The organism is Cerasicoccus frondis (assembly GCA_031296915.1).
In the GTDB taxonomy this organism is placed as follows: domain Bacteria; phylum Verrucomicrobiota; class Verrucomicrobiia; order Opitutales; family Cerasicoccaceae; genus Cerasicoccus; species Cerasicoccus frondis.
Genome location: JAVDPC010000008.1, coordinates 46893 through 66100, shown reverse-complemented (window position 1 = coordinate 66100; position 19208 = coordinate 46893). Strand labels below are relative to the sequence as shown.

At 48.2% G+C, this 19208-nt stretch carries 11 protein-coding genes; 6 read left to right on the top strand and 5 right to left on the bottom strand.

Annotated features, from left to right (window positions below):
* Nucleotides 1–10 precede the first annotated feature (10 nt).
* The gene (locus tag RBB63_RS08545; protein ID WP_309383115.1) at nt 11–871 is read right to left on the bottom strand and encodes a helix-turn-helix domain-containing protein; all 861 of its coding nucleotides are present in this window, start codon (nt 869–871) and stop codon (nt 11–13) included.
* 109 nt (nt 872–980) lie between these two features.
* Here RBB63_RS08545 and RBB63_RS08540 point away from each other — a divergent pair, with 109 nt between their 5' ends.
* Nucleotides 981–2330 carry an FAD-dependent oxidoreductase gene (locus RBB63_RS08540; RefSeq protein WP_309383113.1) on the top strand — a complete coding sequence of 450 codons (1350 nt, stop codon included), beginning with the start codon at nt 981–983 and terminating at the stop codon, nt 2328–2330.
* Nucleotides 2327–3679, top strand: a complete 1353-nt coding sequence (locus RBB63_RS08535; protein ID WP_309383111.1) for an FAD-dependent oxidoreductase — start codon at nt 2327–2329, stop codon at nt 3677–3679. Before RBB63_RS08540 ends, RBB63_RS08535 begins: the two co-directional genes overlap by 4 nt.
* Before the next feature lie 244 nt (nt 3680–3923).
* Here RBB63_RS08535 and RBB63_RS08530 read toward each other — a convergent pair whose 3' ends face one another.
* Nucleotides 3924–5051, bottom strand: a complete 1128-nt coding sequence (locus RBB63_RS08530; protein WP_309383109.1) for a BNR-4 repeat-containing protein — start codon at nt 5049–5051, stop codon at nt 3924–3926.
* A 314-nt stretch (nt 5052–5365) separates the two neighbouring features.
* Between RBB63_RS08530 and RBB63_RS08525 the strand changes: the two genes are divergently transcribed.
* Nucleotides 5366–6232, top strand: a complete 867-nt coding sequence (locus RBB63_RS08525) for a helix-turn-helix domain-containing protein (RefSeq protein WP_309383107.1) — start codon at nt 5366–5368, stop codon at nt 6230–6232.
* Between the two features lie 107 nt (nt 6233–6339).
* Here the strand turns inward: RBB63_RS08525 and RBB63_RS08520 are convergent, their stop codons facing one another.
* Entirely contained in the window at nt 6340–8325 is a 1986-nt protein-coding gene (locus tag RBB63_RS08520) for a sodium:solute symporter family protein (protein WP_309383105.1), read from the bottom strand.
* Nucleotides 8326–8706: 381 nt separating this feature from the next.
* Nucleotides 8707–9729, bottom strand: a complete 1023-nt coding sequence (locus RBB63_RS08515) for a vWA domain-containing protein (RefSeq protein ID WP_309383104.1) — start codon at nt 9727–9729, stop codon at nt 8707–8709.
* Between the two features lie 305 nt (nt 9730–10034).
* On the opposite strand from RBB63_RS08515, the gene RBB63_RS08510 reads away from it, so the two are divergent.
* Nucleotides 10035–13205, top strand: a complete 3171-nt coding sequence (locus tag RBB63_RS08510) for a glycoside hydrolase family 2 TIM barrel-domain containing protein (protein ID WP_309383103.1) — start codon at nt 10035–10037, stop codon at nt 13203–13205.
* Nucleotides 13206–13253: 48 nt separating this feature from the next.
* On the opposite strand, the gene RBB63_RS08505 is transcribed toward RBB63_RS08510, so the two are convergent.
* Nucleotides 13254–14300, bottom strand: a complete 1047-nt coding sequence (locus RBB63_RS08505; RefSeq protein WP_309383101.1) for a LacI family DNA-binding transcriptional regulator — start codon at nt 14298–14300, stop codon at nt 13254–13256.
* Nucleotides 14301–14454: 154 nt separating this feature from the next.
* Between RBB63_RS08505 and RBB63_RS08500 the strand changes: the two genes are divergently transcribed.
* Nucleotides 14455–18483: a pilus assembly PilX family protein gene (locus RBB63_RS08500; protein WP_309383099.1), complete on the top strand. Its 4029-nt coding sequence runs from the start codon at nt 14455–14457 to the stop codon at nt 18481–18483.
* Nucleotides 18473–19204, top strand: coding sequence for a hypothetical protein (locus RBB63_RS08495; protein ID WP_309383097.1), 732 nt, complete (start codon nt 18473–18475; stop codon nt 19202–19204). The genes RBB63_RS08500 and RBB63_RS08495 overlap by 11 nt, the downstream gene beginning before the upstream one ends.
* Nucleotides 19205–19208 lie beyond the last annotated feature (4 nt).

Genomic DNA, 19208 nt, shown 5'->3' with positions numbered 1-19208 from the left:
AGAGTCAAACTTACTGGTGGGTCCCTTTCAGCCGTTCCTCACTCGGACTATGCCCCCAGAAATCGCGGTAAACCCGCGAGAAGTATAGTGGATCAGCGTATCCAACTTCCGTCGCGATTCGCTTCTGCTGCCATTCAGTTTCATGCAGTAGATACCGCGCATGCCTTAGCCGTAGCTGCTTTACATATTCTCCAGGCGTGCACAACAGCGCCTCCTTGAAGCGCAATCGAAAATAATTCGGCGTCAGCGAACTACGGTGCTGTAATTTCTCCAACACGTTCGGGGTAGCATAATGTTTCTCCAACCATTGCAACGACTGTTTGATCTCCGGATGCAGCGGGCGTGACTCATTGATAGTATGCGTAGGGTCGGTCTCCACCTTGGGAACGAACCGAGCCAGCATTCCCTTCAGACAACCTTCTAACTCCAACTGCAGTAGTTTCGTCTCCGCGACTTTGGACTCTTCAACCCGTTCCCACAATCGCAACATTTCAAGATAGCGCCCCTTTGTCTGCAATTGCTCTGCGGATGGAAGCTGGCGGTAAAAACACCCACCGCGCTGGATTTCCTTGGGATCGTCATAGAACTCGCACCAAATGATTTCACAGCCAGTATCCACCGCCGACCACCAGCGTCGGTGCCAGGAAGGTATTAGAAAATGCGCTCCACTTCCAAAGTAGAAATCATTCCCTTCAATCGTGTATTTCAACTTGCCGTTAAGGACGAGAATGAACCGGCATGTCGTGATAACCTCATCCTCCGCACCTTTTCCTAGAAGCATGCGTTGACGCTTCACCCGTGTAATCGGAAGCGCTGATCGAAGACTTCTTTCAAGTAAATCCTCCAACATACGCATTTTTCCTACATTCATAAATCAACTTTAAAAATTCCTTATTTTGTTGCTTTTGTCCATTCTATTATCTCTTTGCATCATGCAGAAAACCTCGGCGTCTATCAGCTAAGGTGAACAATAAATAGTCATGAACCCCCTCATGATACACGAACCGGCACGAGAGACACCAGTCTCCGGCGAATACGACTTATGCGTTCTGGGCGGCTCCTGCACCGGGCTTTTTGCTGCAATCCGTGCGGCGCGATTGGGCCTATCTGTGGCCGTAGTGGAACGTATGGGCAGCTTCGGCGGCGTCGCCACCATTTCGCGTGTCAACATCTGGCACAGCGCGATGGACACCGTCTTCGAAAAACAAATTTTTGCCGGCCTTACGGTCGAAGTCATCGAGCGTCTGAAAAAGCGTGACGCCGTCACCGTAAAGCCAAACAATCCCAACTCTGGCTGGATCTTCAACTCGGCCGAAATGCAAATCGAGCTCGACGAATTGATGAGCGAGAACCAGATCGAGCCTTGGCTTCACACGAGCTTCGTGGCGCCACATATAGTCGATAATCAACTGACCGCGATCATCGTGGAAAACAAGTCTGGTCGCAGTGCGCTAAAAGCTCGCTTCTTCATCGACGCGACTGGCGACGGCGACCTGTGTGAGCGCCTTGGCCTGGATACCTACCGCAGTGCTCACACACAGCCATCGACCACCTGTGCACTCTTTGAAGGCTGGGGCGAACTAATGCAGAAAGTTCATTTTCAAAAGCTGATTCAAGAACACGGCGTAGAGTTCAACATTCCCGAGGGGTTCATTTGGACTAGTCAACTACCTGATTCGGAAATCCACATGCTCGCTGGAACGCGCGTTTACGACGACTGTTCCAATGCTCTGGGCTTCACCAAAGCCGAAATCGAAGGACGCCGCCAAGTCCGTGCGATACAGGACTTATTGCGCAAATACGCACCTGACACACCAGTTAAACTACTCGACCTACCAGCACGCATTGGCATTCGTCAAACTCGGCACGTGCGCAGTCACTATCAATTGACGGGGGAGGATGTGCTATACGGACGGTCATTTGACGACGCCATCGCGAATGGCTCTTACCGGGTCGACGTTCACCACGACAATAAGCCCGGCCTGACCTTCCGCTACCTCGACGGCAAAGAAGTGTATGCCCGCCCGGGACACGCCCATGTTAACAGTCGCTGGCGACCCGAACAATCCGAAGACCCTACCTATTATCAAATACCCTACCGGTGCCTGATCCCACGAGGCCCTTTTGGCAACGTGCTGGCAGCAGGTCGCTTCATCGATGCCGACGAGCAGGCCCATGCCGCAATACGCGTGATGGTCAATCTGAACCAGACCGGTGAAGCTGCGGGAACCGCCGCTTGGCTGGCCTTGAAAAATGAACAACAGGCAGATCAGATCGACACGTCTGTTCTACGCGGGGTGCTGCAGGAAAACGGTTCAATCATGCTATGAATACGATTCAGGAAACACTCCCCCCCACCCCCGTTGCCTACGAGTGCGACCTCTGCATCATCGGCGGTTCCTGCACAGGTGTCTTTGCAGCAGTGCGCGCCGCGCAATTGGGACTGTCAGTGGCGATCGTAGAGCAAAACAGTCTCTTCGGCGGAATGGCCACTGCAGCGCAGGTCAACGATTGGCATTCGCTGCATGACACCAGCGGAAAGAAGCAAATTATCGGCGGTCTAACGAGCGACACCCTCAACCGCTTGCGTGAGCGCAATGCAGTTTGCGACAGAGTGCGGAAAGACCGAGGTGAGCATTTCATTTTCAACAGTGCGGAGCTTGTGCTCGAGCTCGATCAGTTAATCCTCGAACAGCGCAACATACGCCCATTTCTCCGTGCAAGTTGCGTCTCCGCAATTCGCAGCGGAGAAGATCTGGATGTGGCCATCATCGAAGATAAAACCGGACGCAGAGCCATACGCGCACGCTTCTTCATTGATGCTTCAGGAGATGGCGACCTTTTGCGCCGAGCCGGATTCAGCGCATGGAGAAATCAGCATCTACAGCCGCTCACTTACCAAATGATGGTGGCGGGTCTCAATCGAATCATGGAGAAATCCAAGGCACACATCTGGCCGCAAATCGCAGACCTCGTCGATCAGTATCAATACCCGACTGACAACGCCACCCCGTGGATCAATGAGTACGGCGGAAGCGGTGACTTGCGTAACATTTATGGGCCACGCCTCAACAATATCGACGCCTCAGATGCCGATCAGCTGACAGCGGCATTTCTCGAAAGTAGACGCTGCCACCGGGCACTCCATGACATGATTCGCGAACGCTTTGGCAGCGTTATCTCACCAGTGTCGTCTGCCGTCTCAATGGGCGTTCGCGAAACGTGGCATGCAAACTGTCTCCATCGAATCACTGCCAATGAACTGCTCTCAGGGGCTCAGCCGGAAGACAGTGTAGCGTGCGGCACATATCCCATCGATGTTCACTCTGCAGAAGGCACCTTGTTGCGCTTCCTCGACGGACGAGAAATTCTCATTGGCAAGGATGGCAAGCATCTCGAACGCTATTGGAAAAAAGCAAGTACGCCTCCGTCCTGTTATCACGTTTCCTACCGTAGTTTGCTCCCTCAAGGCGCAACAAACCTGCTGGTATGCGGACGCCTACTCGATGCTGACCGCGAAGCTTTTGGCGGGATCAGGGTCATGGTGAACATGAATCAAACGGGTGAAGCTGCGGGAACGGCTGCGTGGCTCGCGTTAACCTCAGGGCGCACGGCGCCAGCCATCGATGTTGCTCAACTGCGCCGGAAGCTCAAGGAGAACGGATCACTCCTGCCATAAGCGTTCAAGCCACAATTTACTGAGCCTGCAAATAAGTCGCCCACCAGTAAGAACGTTAGTCACCTGCCAAAGCATATTATCGATCTTAAATAGCAGACACTGGGCAGAAACTGTATCAATCCTGACTGGCCCAGGACATGAAACGACCATCCGAAGCGGTCTTCACCAAGCATATTGATGCGCCTTCGAAATAGACTTGGCCTTTCAATTTGAGCAAACCGCCTTTGCCTTAATCAGGTGCTTTTTACGCGGTAAAGACGCGTTCAGGGCGAGCAAACTGCCCTTCAAATGAGTAAGGCAGTTGGTAAACCAGCTTGCCGGAATAATCACAAAAAAATAGGTGCGAAGGACTGTGCATTAGCGTATCGCCATCAGCCCAAAAAGCGTAAAAAGGATCGCGCGCATTAAGCGGGCGGCGCACGTGGCTGTGATTCGTCTGACTGTTCGAGGTGACCGATTGCTCCCGACACCATGTCTGGCCTCGATCAGTGCTGATCCAAATCGTTACCTCACCCCCGGTTCCTATCGGGTCTGGGCCGGCGCCCGTTGGCCCGATGATGCGCCATTGCCCATCTTCCACATACAGGCTCCCAACATCGTAGTTGTGCGTCGAAACCGCAACGGTACTCGTGCGCCACACTCGGCCATCCCAATAGGTCACGCGCCATTCGCGGGGGTCGCCTTGTGGTCCCGGATTTCCGTCTCGGCTACACACATACAACAGAATGGGATTACCCTGCTCATCAAAGTTCAAGTCACACGTATAGACTAAACGACCATCAGCTTTGTAATCGATCACCAAAGCATTGTTTGAAGGTTTATCAAGAGGCAGGCTCAACGCATCGCCATTAGCAGAAGTCCACGTTTCGCCAAAGTCCGAGCTCTCAGCATAGTAAAGGTTCGTTCGTTCGTTATTTTCGCTATCTGGATGCCAGTTAAAGAATGTGGCAACCTTACCGTTTTGACAAGCGGACACCTGGTAATGCCCTCCGAAGCCAGCTAATTTGGTGTCATCCGACCACGCCTGTCCGTCCTGGCTAGTTTTCCAAAACAACTCGCGAGCAGAGCCTTTAAGTCCATCGGTGTATTTCGTGAAGAGAAATAAAAATCCCCGTTCCGGTATCCACCATGGCTGTGGGTAAGTCACCTCCTGCTCATCCACGAGCTCGAACGCATCAATCTTGCCGGGATGACGACTCCGGTAAATGAGTCCCGGACGCATTGTATTGCGTCCACTGACGAAGACCCAGATGTAACCGTCATTGTCAATCTGCAACGACCCGTTGTCATGTGGATCATCAACACCATTTTTATCACATACAATAACCGGCTTCGGAACCTCGCCCGTGCAATGATCGTAGTAAGAGGCCATGACGAGGAGATATCGTTCATCCGCCGAAGGTGTGCCACCATATGTAAAAAACGTTTTCTGAAAGTGTTCCGAATAAACAGCTGCCGGTTGGTGGTAGGCGGTATAAGTGCCTAAGCCTCCAGAATACCGATCTCCATGCTCGTACTGATGCCCGAGTTCAAACCAAATACCTCGGTAGCCATTAACTCTAAGAGTAGAGGGAAGCGATTGCACATTTTTCATGCAGATATGCTCACAAATCCTTAATCCGTTCAGCAAGGTGAAGTGATTTTTTCATTTTAATTTTAATTTTATATTTTTATCAACAGATAAACATGCACCTAACACTCCTAGAGCTCGCAACTCTGCGAAACGAATTAATCTGGATCTACGATCACGAGCCGGGTTCGCTCACGATGAAGGCAAATCGTGCTCCCGAAGGCGGAAATTGGGCATGGTATTTGCGCGCAGGCGAATTACAACTCACCCAAGGTGAACGTATAACAACGCTCCACCCTGGTCAATGGGTCCTGCTTCCTGAGGGTTCGGCCGAACACCGTTTCACCCCCGACTCGCAACTGCTATCCATTCACTACCGCTGCCAATGGCCAACAGGAGACAACCTTATTCATGTGAATGCTCCGGTGATAATAGCTACCGAGCAACATTCAAGCTTACTTAAACGAGCGACGCGACTCGCCCGCTTTCACGCATACAATTTCTCACCGACGGGCACCTATAAGACGTTTCGCCGTGAACAGGCAGATTACTCGAATTTTCTACAATTGCAGATCCATTTCTTCGCCTGGTTGAAGGAGTGGACTGACGCTCTAAGCGTCAATGACGCAAACTGGACTTACTTTAAATCCGAAGACGAACGCCTGCTCACAGCATTTCGAATTCTCAATCAAGCGCCATTGAAGAAGGGCCTACCCCGTGATCAGCTTCAAGTCGTAACCCAGCTCAGCATTGTGCAGCTCAACCGACTCTTTGTCCGCGAACTCGGACTAACAATCAGTAAGTATTGGGATCGGCGTCGACTGGAGCAAGCTTGCGAGTCACTCCACGACCAAAGCATTTCAATCAAAGAGCTGGGGTTCCTGCTTGGATTCCGATCGGACTCCCTATTTGTAAACTGGTTCACGCGCCGAAAAGGAGTAAGCCCAGGGCGCTTCCGAGATAAAATAGCCAACAATGTCTAGTATCCTCGAATTTAACTAATGCTCCCCCCAAAAACAGTCACTTGTAACCTTTAAAAGTTATTAAATATATATTCTTCTAAAACCAACAATTCTCATGTTCGTGATGACTATTTAGGGGACTGCTCCGTCACATGCCGCTCGTCCAAATTTTGATGCCCCACAACGGTCCCATCGTCTAGGTGATTGATTGTTTGCTCATTTAATCGTTTAAAAAGCAAACGTATGTCACGTATCCCTCCCCAAGTGAACCAAACGCCTGTTACAACCGTCATGGTAATTGGAATGCCGATTCCCGCTACCCGCCAATAATTAGCCCAAACCGTATTCGGCCAGGGGGCTATGAGGTTCCAAATACTACCAATCAGAAAAACGCCAAACCAGATCAAACTCCAGGCAAGTAACCCTCCTGCAATGAATTTATCTCCACGCGAGAATTGGTCGCCGATACCCGCTAATCGTTTAAAGCTAAACTTGCGAATCTCGATAGGCTGAGAGAATTCCTCGCCCAGCTTTTCCGGTATTTTGGCGTATTTTCCCCGATGTAGCATACGGTCAAGATTGTAATTTTCCCGACAAGTCAGAAGTGACACCAAAATATAGACGATGATTGCGGTAATGGCTGCGGTAAAAGAAATCTGAATGCCATTCATCGGAAAGTCATGACCATAAATTTGTCGAATAAGAATTCCACCCGTAGATAGTCCGGAGCCAGTAAACAACGCACACCATGCCCCCGTAGTTGTTCCTTTCTTCCAATAAAGCCCTCCGATAATACATGCCCCCGCTCCACCGAGGTAAACTGCCATAGTGACTGACCACCACATGAAGATATACTCAGTCTGCTTAAAAAAAGTCCCAAAAAAGAATGCAAAAACAGCGACTCCAATAATCGAACCTCGAAGCGCACGAATATGCTGCTTTGGACCAAACGGCTTTTTACGAAGCGGCACCAACACATCCTGAACGAATATTCCTCCCCACGAATGCAAATGCGTGCTATCGCCTCCAAAAATTCCCATCAACAATATCGCACAAAGTATGCCTTTAACTCCGATCGGTAGCATATACGAGAGGGCAATAGGCACCTCCATCTGGTTTTGAATCTGAACGCTGTCGATCATCGCGGTATCTGCATGAGCTGCTGCAGCCTGTTGGGCATAATCAGGGTGATTCAAGAACGTTACTGCACAAATCGCCAACAGCGTCACGACCGAGATTTTACCTAGTTCTCTCCAGCGTCCGAGTAAGGTCGACATCACCGATGCATGAGGCGTCACTGCGGCAGCGCGATAGCCATTAGCATTCTGCCACGCATTCGTTCCATAAACGGATATGAAGGCGCCCATTAAAACGTACCAGATATTAAATTGAGTTAAACCCATAGAATCAAATGGGTTCAGCATAGACTTCCCCGCTGGTCTGTCGCTCAACACAGTTGTGATATCATCCCAAGAAAACATAACCACCAGAACAATTACGATGACGAGATAAAACAGTTGCGAAAGAATTCCCTCAACACAGTCCGTCAACATTACGGTGATAAATCCTCCTGCAAGAGTGATAAACAACGTAATGCCGAGAAAGCAGGCCATCAGCACAATATACGTCGAAATATCGAATCCCCAAAACTGTAACTCCACAGGCAAGCCTAGGTAGTAAACCATGAAACGGGCCCCTACGGCGGGTATAATACCAAAATTTATCACCCCTGCCAAAAACGCCAACATCCCAGTAAATACCCTGAATCGCTTGCTATACCGAAGCTCAAAGAACTGTGCCAAAGTCATCGCTCTGGTTTCCCGTAGTCTAAAGGTAACGAATCCCGTTATTGCGACAAGAATAGCGATTGGCGTCCCAATCAGTTGCCACCAACTAACCGTAAATCCGGCATGGGAAATCAATTCGAACAACGCAACGAACACAACTGCGCCAGCTTGCATCTCTCCACCAGCAACTGCCAGTAGATATGGACCAGCAAGCCTGCTGGCAGACATAAAATCAGCCACGCTTCTCATCTTTCTCTGCGTGAAAATCGCTACCGAAATCACAAAGAAAATCGGCAAGGCAACAAGTAACCAGTCAACCAGACTCATAAATTTAATACTTTAGAAATTCCCAGTTCTATTAATTCACTTAACTGCCAATACTGAAGCAGCCATCGCCCCCACCCCTTTGAAGAAGCACAATTGACAATCTGTTAGTCACCTGAAATCCAACGTCGGAATAAGGCTATAATCCAACAAAGTATTTTGTTTCGGGAGGTATGTTCTTGCTCGACGTTTGTCCGTTCGAATAAATCAGGCAAGCAATGCAGGGCTTACTATAAAGTAATCACCAGCCAAAGCTGTTTAGGTCATTATCAAGCATAGCTACCCAATCCACCGATAACCACCTTCAGACCATGAAGGTAGATCAGCTTCGATGAAGCCTATAGATCAGCAATTCTGTATTTGGCGTAACTAGCGCCATTCAGCTTAGTTGTGCTTCACTTCGTCGGTAATTAAAGTGTAGCGGCCGTTGGTCATTTCAGCGATTAGTTTCAATGATTCTTCCGCCCCCGGAATCCCAAGAGCGATCGTATTAATTTTAGCATCCGGATTCTTTCGATGCCACCGTCCGACCATCTCTATCGTTTTCTCTTGGTCTTCTTTACCTACAGCTCCATCGGTTAGAAAGAAGATTAAATCCGGCGGTTCCTCCATCGCAAAAACAACTTCGAATGGCAAACTCCAGGTCGTTCCATTAGTTAGCGGTGAGTTTTGAATTTGCTGAGTAATGATTCGTTTATTGGCGCTACTTAACGTGCGCCATTTTGGAGTAGGCGGTTTAACCCCCTCTGGCAGCGCGTATGCATCCGCTCCTTTTTGTCCGGGCATCTTATAGGTTTTCTTCGCATCGCTAACGACAGCTTTCAGCTCTTTGTTTTCCACGCCAACGGGCTCCCAGACCGGACCTGCAAAAAACAATACACTGACCATTGCTTGTTCAGGCAAATCATTCACAGAACGTGTGAATTCTTTGCGCATCAATTCCACACGCGGAATGCTGCCAGCCATTTTTGTCATTGAGGATGAGTAATCCACGACAAAGGCAATACGCTCGGCGTTGCCGCTAAGCCCAAAAAAATCTACAGAGATCTTACTTAAATCGACTCCACTGATTCCTTTCCCTATACCGTTACCTGAGAATCCGCCCATCGCGACACGGTTATCCACCATCGGCATATCAACATCGACCATAGGTATATCCATCGTAGTGATAGATCTCACTTGGATTTTCTTCACCGAAGCGGGTTCCATATCCAACATCGGCTTGATTTTTACGCGAGTCGGCTGATCCATAGGTTCAGCTATTGGAGGCGCTTCTAATTCCAATGGAGCGTTTCTAAAATTCTGCCAGATAGCAACGCCCCCCAATAAGAACAAAGCGGCGATGTGTATAATGAGACTGACGATAATGACTTCTAAAAGGGGTATATTGAACTTTCGACGCTTCACGTGAGATTGGGATTCAGGGTAGAACGATTTACAATTAGACTTATTTTTTCAAGGGATACCTAAGCCCAATAGGTATAACACTAAAAGGCTTTGTGCAGATCAACTCTGATCATTGTCTTAATAATGTTTCTCGCTTTGCACGCGCCTGCTCAAGACCATTGAAACTTAATATTAAGCAATCGACGACTTGTGCAAAGCCTTAAAAACACCGATACCCTCCTTCTAACACAAGATTTGAATAATGCCCAACGACACAGATGGTCTGGGCTGCAGGTTATCGCCGACAAATCACTGCTTTGCACCCAATGCCTCTTGAAACAGTAACATTACATAGCCCCTTGCCCGGATTACTTTCGGTCGGCCCCTTGAAGACATGGATTTCCCCGGAAAATACATCCCTAAATCGCTTGCCTATGCGGTCTACGCTTTACCCATATGCAACTGCCCAACAAGCGATATCTGGCCTGCGTGAAAACTCTCCCTGGTTTCAGCATTTGGATGGAGTTTGGCGCTTCCGACTGGCGGAAAACCCACTCACAGTGACCGTGGATGATATTAGCCCTGATTTGAATCGTGAGAACTGGGCATTGATGGAGGTGCCCGGGCACTGGTGCTTACAAGGTCACGGCGCCCCACACTATACGAACTTAAAAATGCCCTTTTCCAATGAGCCTCCTGAAGTTCCAGAAGCCAACCCCACGGGTATTTATGTTCGTGAGTTTGAAGTCGCTCAAGACTGGGAAAATCGTCGCATAATTCTGCACTTTGGGGGAGCCGAAAGCGTACTGTATGTCTATGTTAACGGGCATGCTATTGGCATGGGAAAAGACTCAAGACTCCCTTCCGAATTCGACGTCACCGACTATGTTGTGGTTGGAGAGACGAACTTTCTCGCAGTAGTAGTTGTTCAGTGGTCAGATGCATCCTTTATTGAAGATCAAGATCAGTGGTGGCTGGGCGGCATTCATCGAGAGGTGTTTCTTTATTCGACATCCCCTACTTATTTAGCCGATGTCTTTGTCGAGGCTTTACTGGAAAATGGCTATACCCACGGGCGCCTGAATTTAAGGGTTAATGTCGGATTTCCAAGCCAAGGCGAGGATGGCTGGAGCGTCCAAGTTCGTGTGTTAGATCCAACCGGAAAAGATATCTTTCAGCCACCACTGTGCAAACGCGTTCCGATTGGAAAGCCAAACTCCTGGCCTCGCATGATGGCGCGCTTTAATGAGCAGATAAACAATGTTGCAGTGTGGTCAGCGGAGCAACCGAACTTATATCAAGTCGTTGTTTCGTTAATCGATGTAGATGGCCACGCGATTGAACACACATCGACCAGGGTTGGCTTTCGCTCAATAGAAATTCGTGATCGTAATCTGTTGATTAACGGACAGAGAGTTCTAATCAATGGTGTCAACCGGCATGACCATCACCCGACAAAAGGTAAGGTCGTTGATCGCGAAACCATGCGCCTCGACGCACAACTCCTAAAGCGATTCAATTTTAATGCGGTACGGTGTGCTCATTATCCCAATGATCCTTACTGGCTGGATTTGTGCGACGAGTACGGATTGTATGTAATTGACGAAGCAAATATCGAATCACACGGCTACTTTTCTCAAATGTGTCAGGACCGGCGATACGCCAGCGCGTTTTTAGAGCGAGCGATACGCATGGTTGAGCGCGACAAGAATCATCCAAGCGTGATTATTTGGTCTCTTGGCAATGAAAGCGGCTATGCAGCAAACCACGATGCAATGGCGGGGTGGATTCGCACTCGCGACCCCAATCGCCCACTACATTATGAAGCCGCGCTCTGGAACACTCCCGATGGACGGCAGTTAGAAATGGAACACGACTTATCTCTGGGGCACTTAGCCAGTGATATCGTCTGCCCAATGTATCCTTCGATCGAGAGAATCGTAGCTTGGTCCAAGAATAAAGAGCATCCAGACCAACGGCGTCCCATGATTCTATCGGAATACTCGCATGCGATGGGCAATAGCAACGGCTCATTGGCGGATTATTACGACGTTTTTGAGTCTGCCTCCGGAGTCCAAGGAGGCTTCATTTGGGAGTGGATCGATCATGCATTTCAGCGTAATCACGCAGGAAAGACAAAATGGGCATACGGGGGGGATTTCGGGGACTACCCCAATGATCTGAATTTCTGTTGTGACGGACTACTTTGGCCAGATCGCTCCCCGCACCCGGCACTCTTTGAATTTCAACATCTTGCTCAGCCATTAAAAGCTATTTCATATGAACATGGATACTTAAAAGTAAAAAACAGACAGCATTTCACGAACAGCAATTGGCTGTCTGGCGAATGGCGTTTAACAGTAAATGGGTCCACTTATGCATCGGGCGCCTTACCACTTCTGGATTGTCCACCACAACTAACACAGGAGATTGCACTGGAGCTTCCCCAATACCCATCTACAGCAAGTGACGAAGTCCTTCTGCATGTATCATTTCATTCTAAGGAAAAGCATACTTGGTGCAACGTGGGACGTCGAGTGGGCTGGGATCAACTTGAGCTAAACCCCAGAACGACCTTCCAGATAAAACCGACTCCATCAAAGAGGCGATTGCACTACACCAATACGAGTAAATTATTACGGATTGAGAATGACGATATTTGCTTAATCTTTAACCGATCATATGGTCTTTTGGAATCCTTAAGTTCGCATGATACTCTCGTTCTATCTTCAGGACCTCAATTACAGGTTTGGCGAGGCCCAACGGATAATGACGGTATCAAGCAATGGACTGGCCAGGAGAATAAAGCACTCGGCAAATGGCTCGCTGCTGGCATCAATTCAATACGGCTGATCTCAACGGAACCACAACTAACGCAGTGCGCGAATGGCTCAGTTAAAGTAGTGCTTCAGCATACGGCGACTTGCGCTGCTTCTGATCGCGCAATTCTGCACAAGCATTCTTACATCATACACCCCACAGGATATATATATGTTGAAAATGAATTTGATGTCTCCTCTACTTTAGAGCCCCTCCCACGACTGGGTCTCTCATTAGTGCTTCCTGGTGATTTCGAGGACCTCAGTTGGTACGGTAGAGGACCTTGGGAAAATTACCGAGACCGAAATCGCTCTGCGATGATAGACCTTTACCAGTCTACAGTCTCGGAACAGTATGTGCCCTACATAGTTCCACAGGAACATGGTAACCATTCGGATACACGGTGGTTGACACTTAGTAACGGAACGGTGTGCATGCGCGTTTTTGCGAATAAATCTTTCGAGTTTTCCGCTAGCCACTATACGCCAAACGATCTCTATGCCGCAACCCATTCATGTCATTTAAAGCCACGACCTGAAACTTTCTTAAATCTGGATTACCTACATGCTGGCTTAGGCACAGGCAGCTGCGGTCCCGCAACACTGCCCAGATACCAAATTTTTCCAGGAAGGCACAAATTTTCATTCAATCTACAAATCGAAACTATTGGCCGATAAGCACCAGAGCCGACGCAACAAATATCAATCATTGCATATTCATATTTTCTATTTCTTCATAAGCGTCCAACCATCCTGCCATTCACCTTCGATTGATGTATCTACCGCAAACTCTGGAATGCCGTACTGACGATTGCGCATCAGTGATACCAATAGTTCAATCGCTGTCGCTCCAATTAACCTCTTGTTTGAACAGACACCCGCCCAATCAGCTACATCGTCATCTGTTGCTAAATGGATGATTCCAATTTCTTCCGGAATTTTCAATCCAGTCTCCAAAACACAATTTACTAGTTCGGAGCTATGTCCGATGATCACTTCAGGTCGGTGCTTGCGAATCCAAGCCTGCAGAACTTTCTTCGCCGCTGGCCATGTAGATTCGTCTCGATGAGAATAAAAAAGTGGTGGCACCTGATGCGTTCTAGGAGTTACTGAATTAGCATATATGGCTGCTGCTCGTAGGGAATGAGCAGAGAATTGATCAACTTGCTTTTCTAAACAAACACCAATGCGCTTATAGCCATATCGCTTAGCCATTTTCAAAGAGAGCAATAAGTTCGCATAGGAGTTAGATACGACACGATGTAAACGTGGACTGAGCAAACCACCTTGTATCGCGACTCCAGCAACACTATTCCAATCGATTCTAAAGTGCGTTGCCGGATAAGTGCAGACGAAACCCTCGATTCCACGCCGATAGAGCATATCTGAGACTTTCTTCATATTCATCCCGGGCTGATGAGTCCAGAATTCATCGATTCGATACCCAAGCTCTAACCCTCTCTTCTGCGCTCCCTCAAGATAGGGCGACAGAAAAGAATAATCATGCCAAGAAGGTGTATTCTTAATCGTATTCAGCCAAATGATCGGCAGGAGGCCTTTCTCCTTAGAATCTCGAATTCGAGCCATCCATGTATTTATCCGCGCGTCTGGAACATACCCCATCCGCTTACTTATTTCAAGGATCCGCTCTCTAGTTGCCTTACTAACGCCTGCTTGATTATTTAAAGCGTAGCTGGCAGCTGCTCTTGAGACGCCTGCCTCACGTGCAATGTCACCGAGGCTAACAATAGATTTTTCACTTTTAGAGGGCATACAATTGCTCTATTCTCTTGGATAAAGAACTGTTGAAAACTTAATATTAAGCCACGAAACACTTGTTCCTCGAATAAATCAAGATCTTACTAGTAATATAAAGATAAATTCGCTAATTTAGTTCGCGCTCATACACCTAGAACTTACCCTACCCTTGAATACCCCAGCACCAAATCGATTTCGAAATAATCGTATTATCTTCAGATCTCGGCGAGGCTTTGCACTCATCATATCCATTACCCTGATGCTCTTCTTGGTGATGCTTATGGTTAGCCTTACCACGCTTTCTCAAATAGAACTTCAGTCCGCAGGAAACACCAAGCACATTGAGCAGGCCAGATCCAACGCCTTGATGGCCTTAAACTTTGCTATTGGAGAACTACAACGAACGGCTGGTCCTGATCAGCGAACCACCGCTACCGCTGGATTGGGAGAGAATTCTACTGGTGTAACAGTTGCAAGCGCTCAAACAAACGGACTGGGGCAAGTAAATGCCGGCACCCGCTTCTGGACCGGAGTATGGGGTAATAAAAGCACCCCAGACTCTATATTTACGAGTTCACCCGAGCCAGTCTTACTCAACTGGTTGGTTAGCGGACAAGAAGACGCACCCCAGATAGTATTAGGCGCGGAAGGCCAGATTGCAGAGCCAGCTCAAGCTACGGAATTTACTTTTACGCCAGCGCAGTTAGTTACATACAATGATGGCAGGGCACTCAGTTCGGCAGTGAGCCCAGAAGAGACATTACTCATAGGCACAAAGAGCGCCACATTGATGTTGGGGGCCGGCTCAGCAGGTAGCAATATTGAGTCCTATGTCGCTGCGCCTCTCGTGGAAATTGCAGAAGGAGACGCTGCAAATGCCAAAGGACGTTATGCGTGGTGGGTTGGCGATGAAGGAGTGAAGGCCAGGTACAACTTAGTAGACTTACATGCTGGAAAAATTTCCCCTGATGATGCCATGACTGCCGAAAGTCGAGATAGTAGATATCGCTTACTGACGGCTCAGCGCAATGGCATCGATGCGATTGATGTCTTCGAATCAGATTATCCACTCGCAACAGCAGAACCGGACAATCCACAGTACGAAGCAGTGAAGCGAGCTGTGTCACTCGATCATGCGCTTTTAACTTCAGACACGCTTACCGATGAAGACTTGAAAAGTCATTTTCACGATCTAACCACCTACTCTAAAGGAGTTTTGTCTGATTCTCAGTTTGGGGGGTTGAAACGCGACCTTTCTTACCACTTGGATCCGCGTTCTGGAGACACTTTTCTCGATGGTCGTAATATCCTTCCCGACGCAGGAACCCCAGCATCAGACTTTCCTGGAGGTAAATTCCCCTCTAACCCTTCATTATTTTCAGCAAGTACCGAGACTGGAGGTTTTGGCTATGCTCATGTCGATGTAAGCCCCCGGCTTGGACCCAAATGGGATCAATTAAAGTCCTTCTATTCCCTAGCCTACACAGATAATAGTGCGCTCGAGGTTCAAGCAGCCGTTGACATTGATTCCGACCCGATTGTGGTGCAGCACGCGGTTACTCCCGTAATTCTAGAATCGAGATTTCAGATCGCTCTTAAGAGCGGCCCAGCTATCGATACATCGGTAATATTTGTTTTGGGCAACCCTTACACACGTGCACTGACAGCGCCTGACGGGCTAAACATACAGCTTGAGCTAAATCAGCAAGACTATCAAAATAACTCTTGGGGCGATAATGAATGGGGCCTGCTGTGCGAATACATCGAAGACGGCATGCCTGCCCAGCAATTACCTGAAGAACTTAATGGCACTCCTAATCCTAAGCGTATCACTTCTGTATTTAAGAGGCAGGAGAATGGCAGTGATTCCGTGAAAAATCTCTCGGAACCATATCAAGTCTACTTCGATCCAGAAAATCCCGATAAAAGCTATTTCAGGCGTAGCTATCCGATACTAAAATACCAACGCTCACTGAATAACGACGGCCCAACAGATCCTGACGACAATCGACCCGGTGTATTAGATAGAGTAGTATTTCAGGTTCCTCCTGGCGACCTCAACTTAGCTCCTGGTGAAACAAAGGCATATATCATTGATCCAAATAATAGCCTGCCCAGCACTGGAATTGATGGCGATAGCTACGAGACAATCCCGCTGCAAGAAATGACTGACTCTTCCATGGTCACATGGTTCACCCATCATTGCGACTGGCACTACATCAGTGATGCCTCTCTCTTCCCTACCGGTTTACTCACTGGAGGAGGTAACGCAGCCATGGGAAGCAGCGCTTTTTTTCGATCAACATTCATTAAGCCCAAATTAGGGGGCATAGATGTCAAACTGACGATACCTGGCAAAGAACGCTCAGTCCTGCAAGAATTCCGTTCCTTTCGCGTAGTTGATAACAATGGGCTACCAGGCATTGAATTCTACGATAACCTATTCAACAGCTACCGTACAGAGATAGCAGGCTTTCGCGGTTGGCGTGTTTTTGGCGACAACTTAGGAGGAAACAAATATGAGGGTGATTCCCTCTTTGCGACACACGGGGAAGCCAATCTATTGGGATCATATCAATACGAAGCTTATTACACTGAAGCGGATAGCACTAAACGTGGCTTGCTTCGATTAAACAAAACCGGCCTGAGTCCAAGCGAATTCACCACCTATTTCGACACAGACACCTCCTCCCAACCAGCTTGGGGCGCTGGTGAACTCGGCAACCCAAATCGCACCAGCCCAAACGGCAAGTATGTTATTGCTGATATCCCACGCTCTTATGCCGATAACGAAGTCGCTCTCTTTTCGTTAGCACAACTACAGCATGCGGATCTAAGCGCAGACGATGAAGCGCTTGGAGTATGCACTCAAGCAGGCAACCTCGTAGGCAATTCGCGCTACAACCGCTTTGTCCCCCGAAACAAGTCTCACACCGATCCAATTACCAATAGCCTTAGCATCCAACTATCAAACCATGATATAGAATCGAGCGACGCATTCGGCAATAGTCCTAAATGGTATACCGACTATGTGCCTGATCTCCCCAAAATGACTGAGATTCGTCGCTACGACATGAGCTACCTGCTAAACGTTGCGTTATGGGATAGCACTTATTTTTCGACAATTATTCCTTCGAAGGAAATGGATCCCTCTCCAGCAAATAATCGTTTGGTGTTTAATCAGGAGCAGAATCCAACTTTCGACCAGTTGGTAGGCCTTGAAGCGTCAGAAGCATTTCCTGACCCATCCATCCTGGGACCTGGCGAAGCAGGTCTAACGCCCGCAGCTTGGATGGTGAATGAAGGAGCCTTTAACGTGAACTCAGTTTCGGTTGACGCCTGGAAAGCAGTTCTCTCCGGACTACGTGGCCTCTCGGTAAACGGTGATTTAAACGATCCGGATGCCGAATTGGAAACGACTCCAATGGCTCGCTCCATAAGACAACCAGGAACTGGCCAATCAGTCTTTTCCAGTTCCAAATCGGCCAAAGAGGACGAAAATTCATTTACTGGATTCCGTAAATTGAATGATGACCAGATTGAGCGTCTGGCAAAGGAAATCGTCTGGCAGGTAAAAGCTAGGGGGCCCTTCCTCTCGCTATCTCAATTTATCAACCGTCAATTGACGCCAGCTGAAAGCGTATCTCATAACTACGATCTCGATCCAACGGACAATGAAGATTCTTCTGCGGACATAAATATCGAAGTAACTGAGACAGGGCTTGCAGGAGCCATTCAATTAGCGATCGATTGGTCTGGGATTAACTTGGATTTCAATAAAAATGACTACTTGGAGCGTGCATCCGTCAATAACGGAAAGGATAAAGCGTCTGAGTATCCCGATAATGACTACATGCCAGAGGGAGACTACTCTGGCTTCAGTAATTTCTCGAATATCCCAGGTTGGCTCACTCAAGCTGACGTGTTACAAGCACTGGGCGCTTCACTTTCTGCTCGATCAGATACATTTATCATACGCGCGTATGGAGATGTAATCGATCCGTTCTCAGGTTCAAGCGATTCCCCCGCTGTGTTAGCGCAGGCATGGTGCGAAGCAGTAGTTCAGCGCTTACCGGAATATATAGACTCAAGTGAGCGGCCAACTCTGTCTCCATTAGCTGCAAATAGTCAAAACCAGAAATTTGGACGCCGTTTTGAAATCGTGTCATTCCGCTGGCTATCTTCAGATGAAATCTAAAATTCTATCCATTAACTTCCTATCACTGTTTTGCTGGGGAGCTCTCTTCACTCTGTTTTCAAAAGCTGACGCTGAGCAAACTTATTCATTTCGCATCACAGGCTGGAATGTGGATATACCAGATCTCTATTATCAGACAGGCAGCGAAGTCATCTCAACTCCCGCACGTAGAAGGACATTGGGCAAATTGCATGTGTATCAGTCTACCAGTCGTGAATTGAATCTGTATGAGCCTACAAATGATGAAACGAAAGCCCCGTTAATCAAAGCGTCATTGAACCCCAAACCTCAGAACAATCTAATCCTAATCTGGAAAAATTCCGCAGGGAATATTGACTATACGGTTTTGAGCGATGACCCAAGTTCGCCGGCGCCAGGAGAAGTACGCTTTGTCAATCTGGCAAAAGATAATTTGGTGCTGAAATGCAATCACCTTGATCCGTTTCCATTACCCCCAGGCAAATCAAGAATTGTTGAGCCTCCAAAGTCACACGGCGTCGGGGTTGGCGTCAAAGTTGCGCAGCAGGCCAATGATAATGAAAGTTGGGAGTTAGCCTTGATGAGCGGAATTCCAGTTGAGCCGAATGAGCGGGTCACTGCATTTTTAGCGGATCCAAGGAAACTAGCGCTTCAACCTGAATTGGAGGGTAAACCGAAGAAGAAAAACAAAGACACCCTGACCATTTTCTTGATACGAGACCGCGTTATTCTTGAACACTAAAATT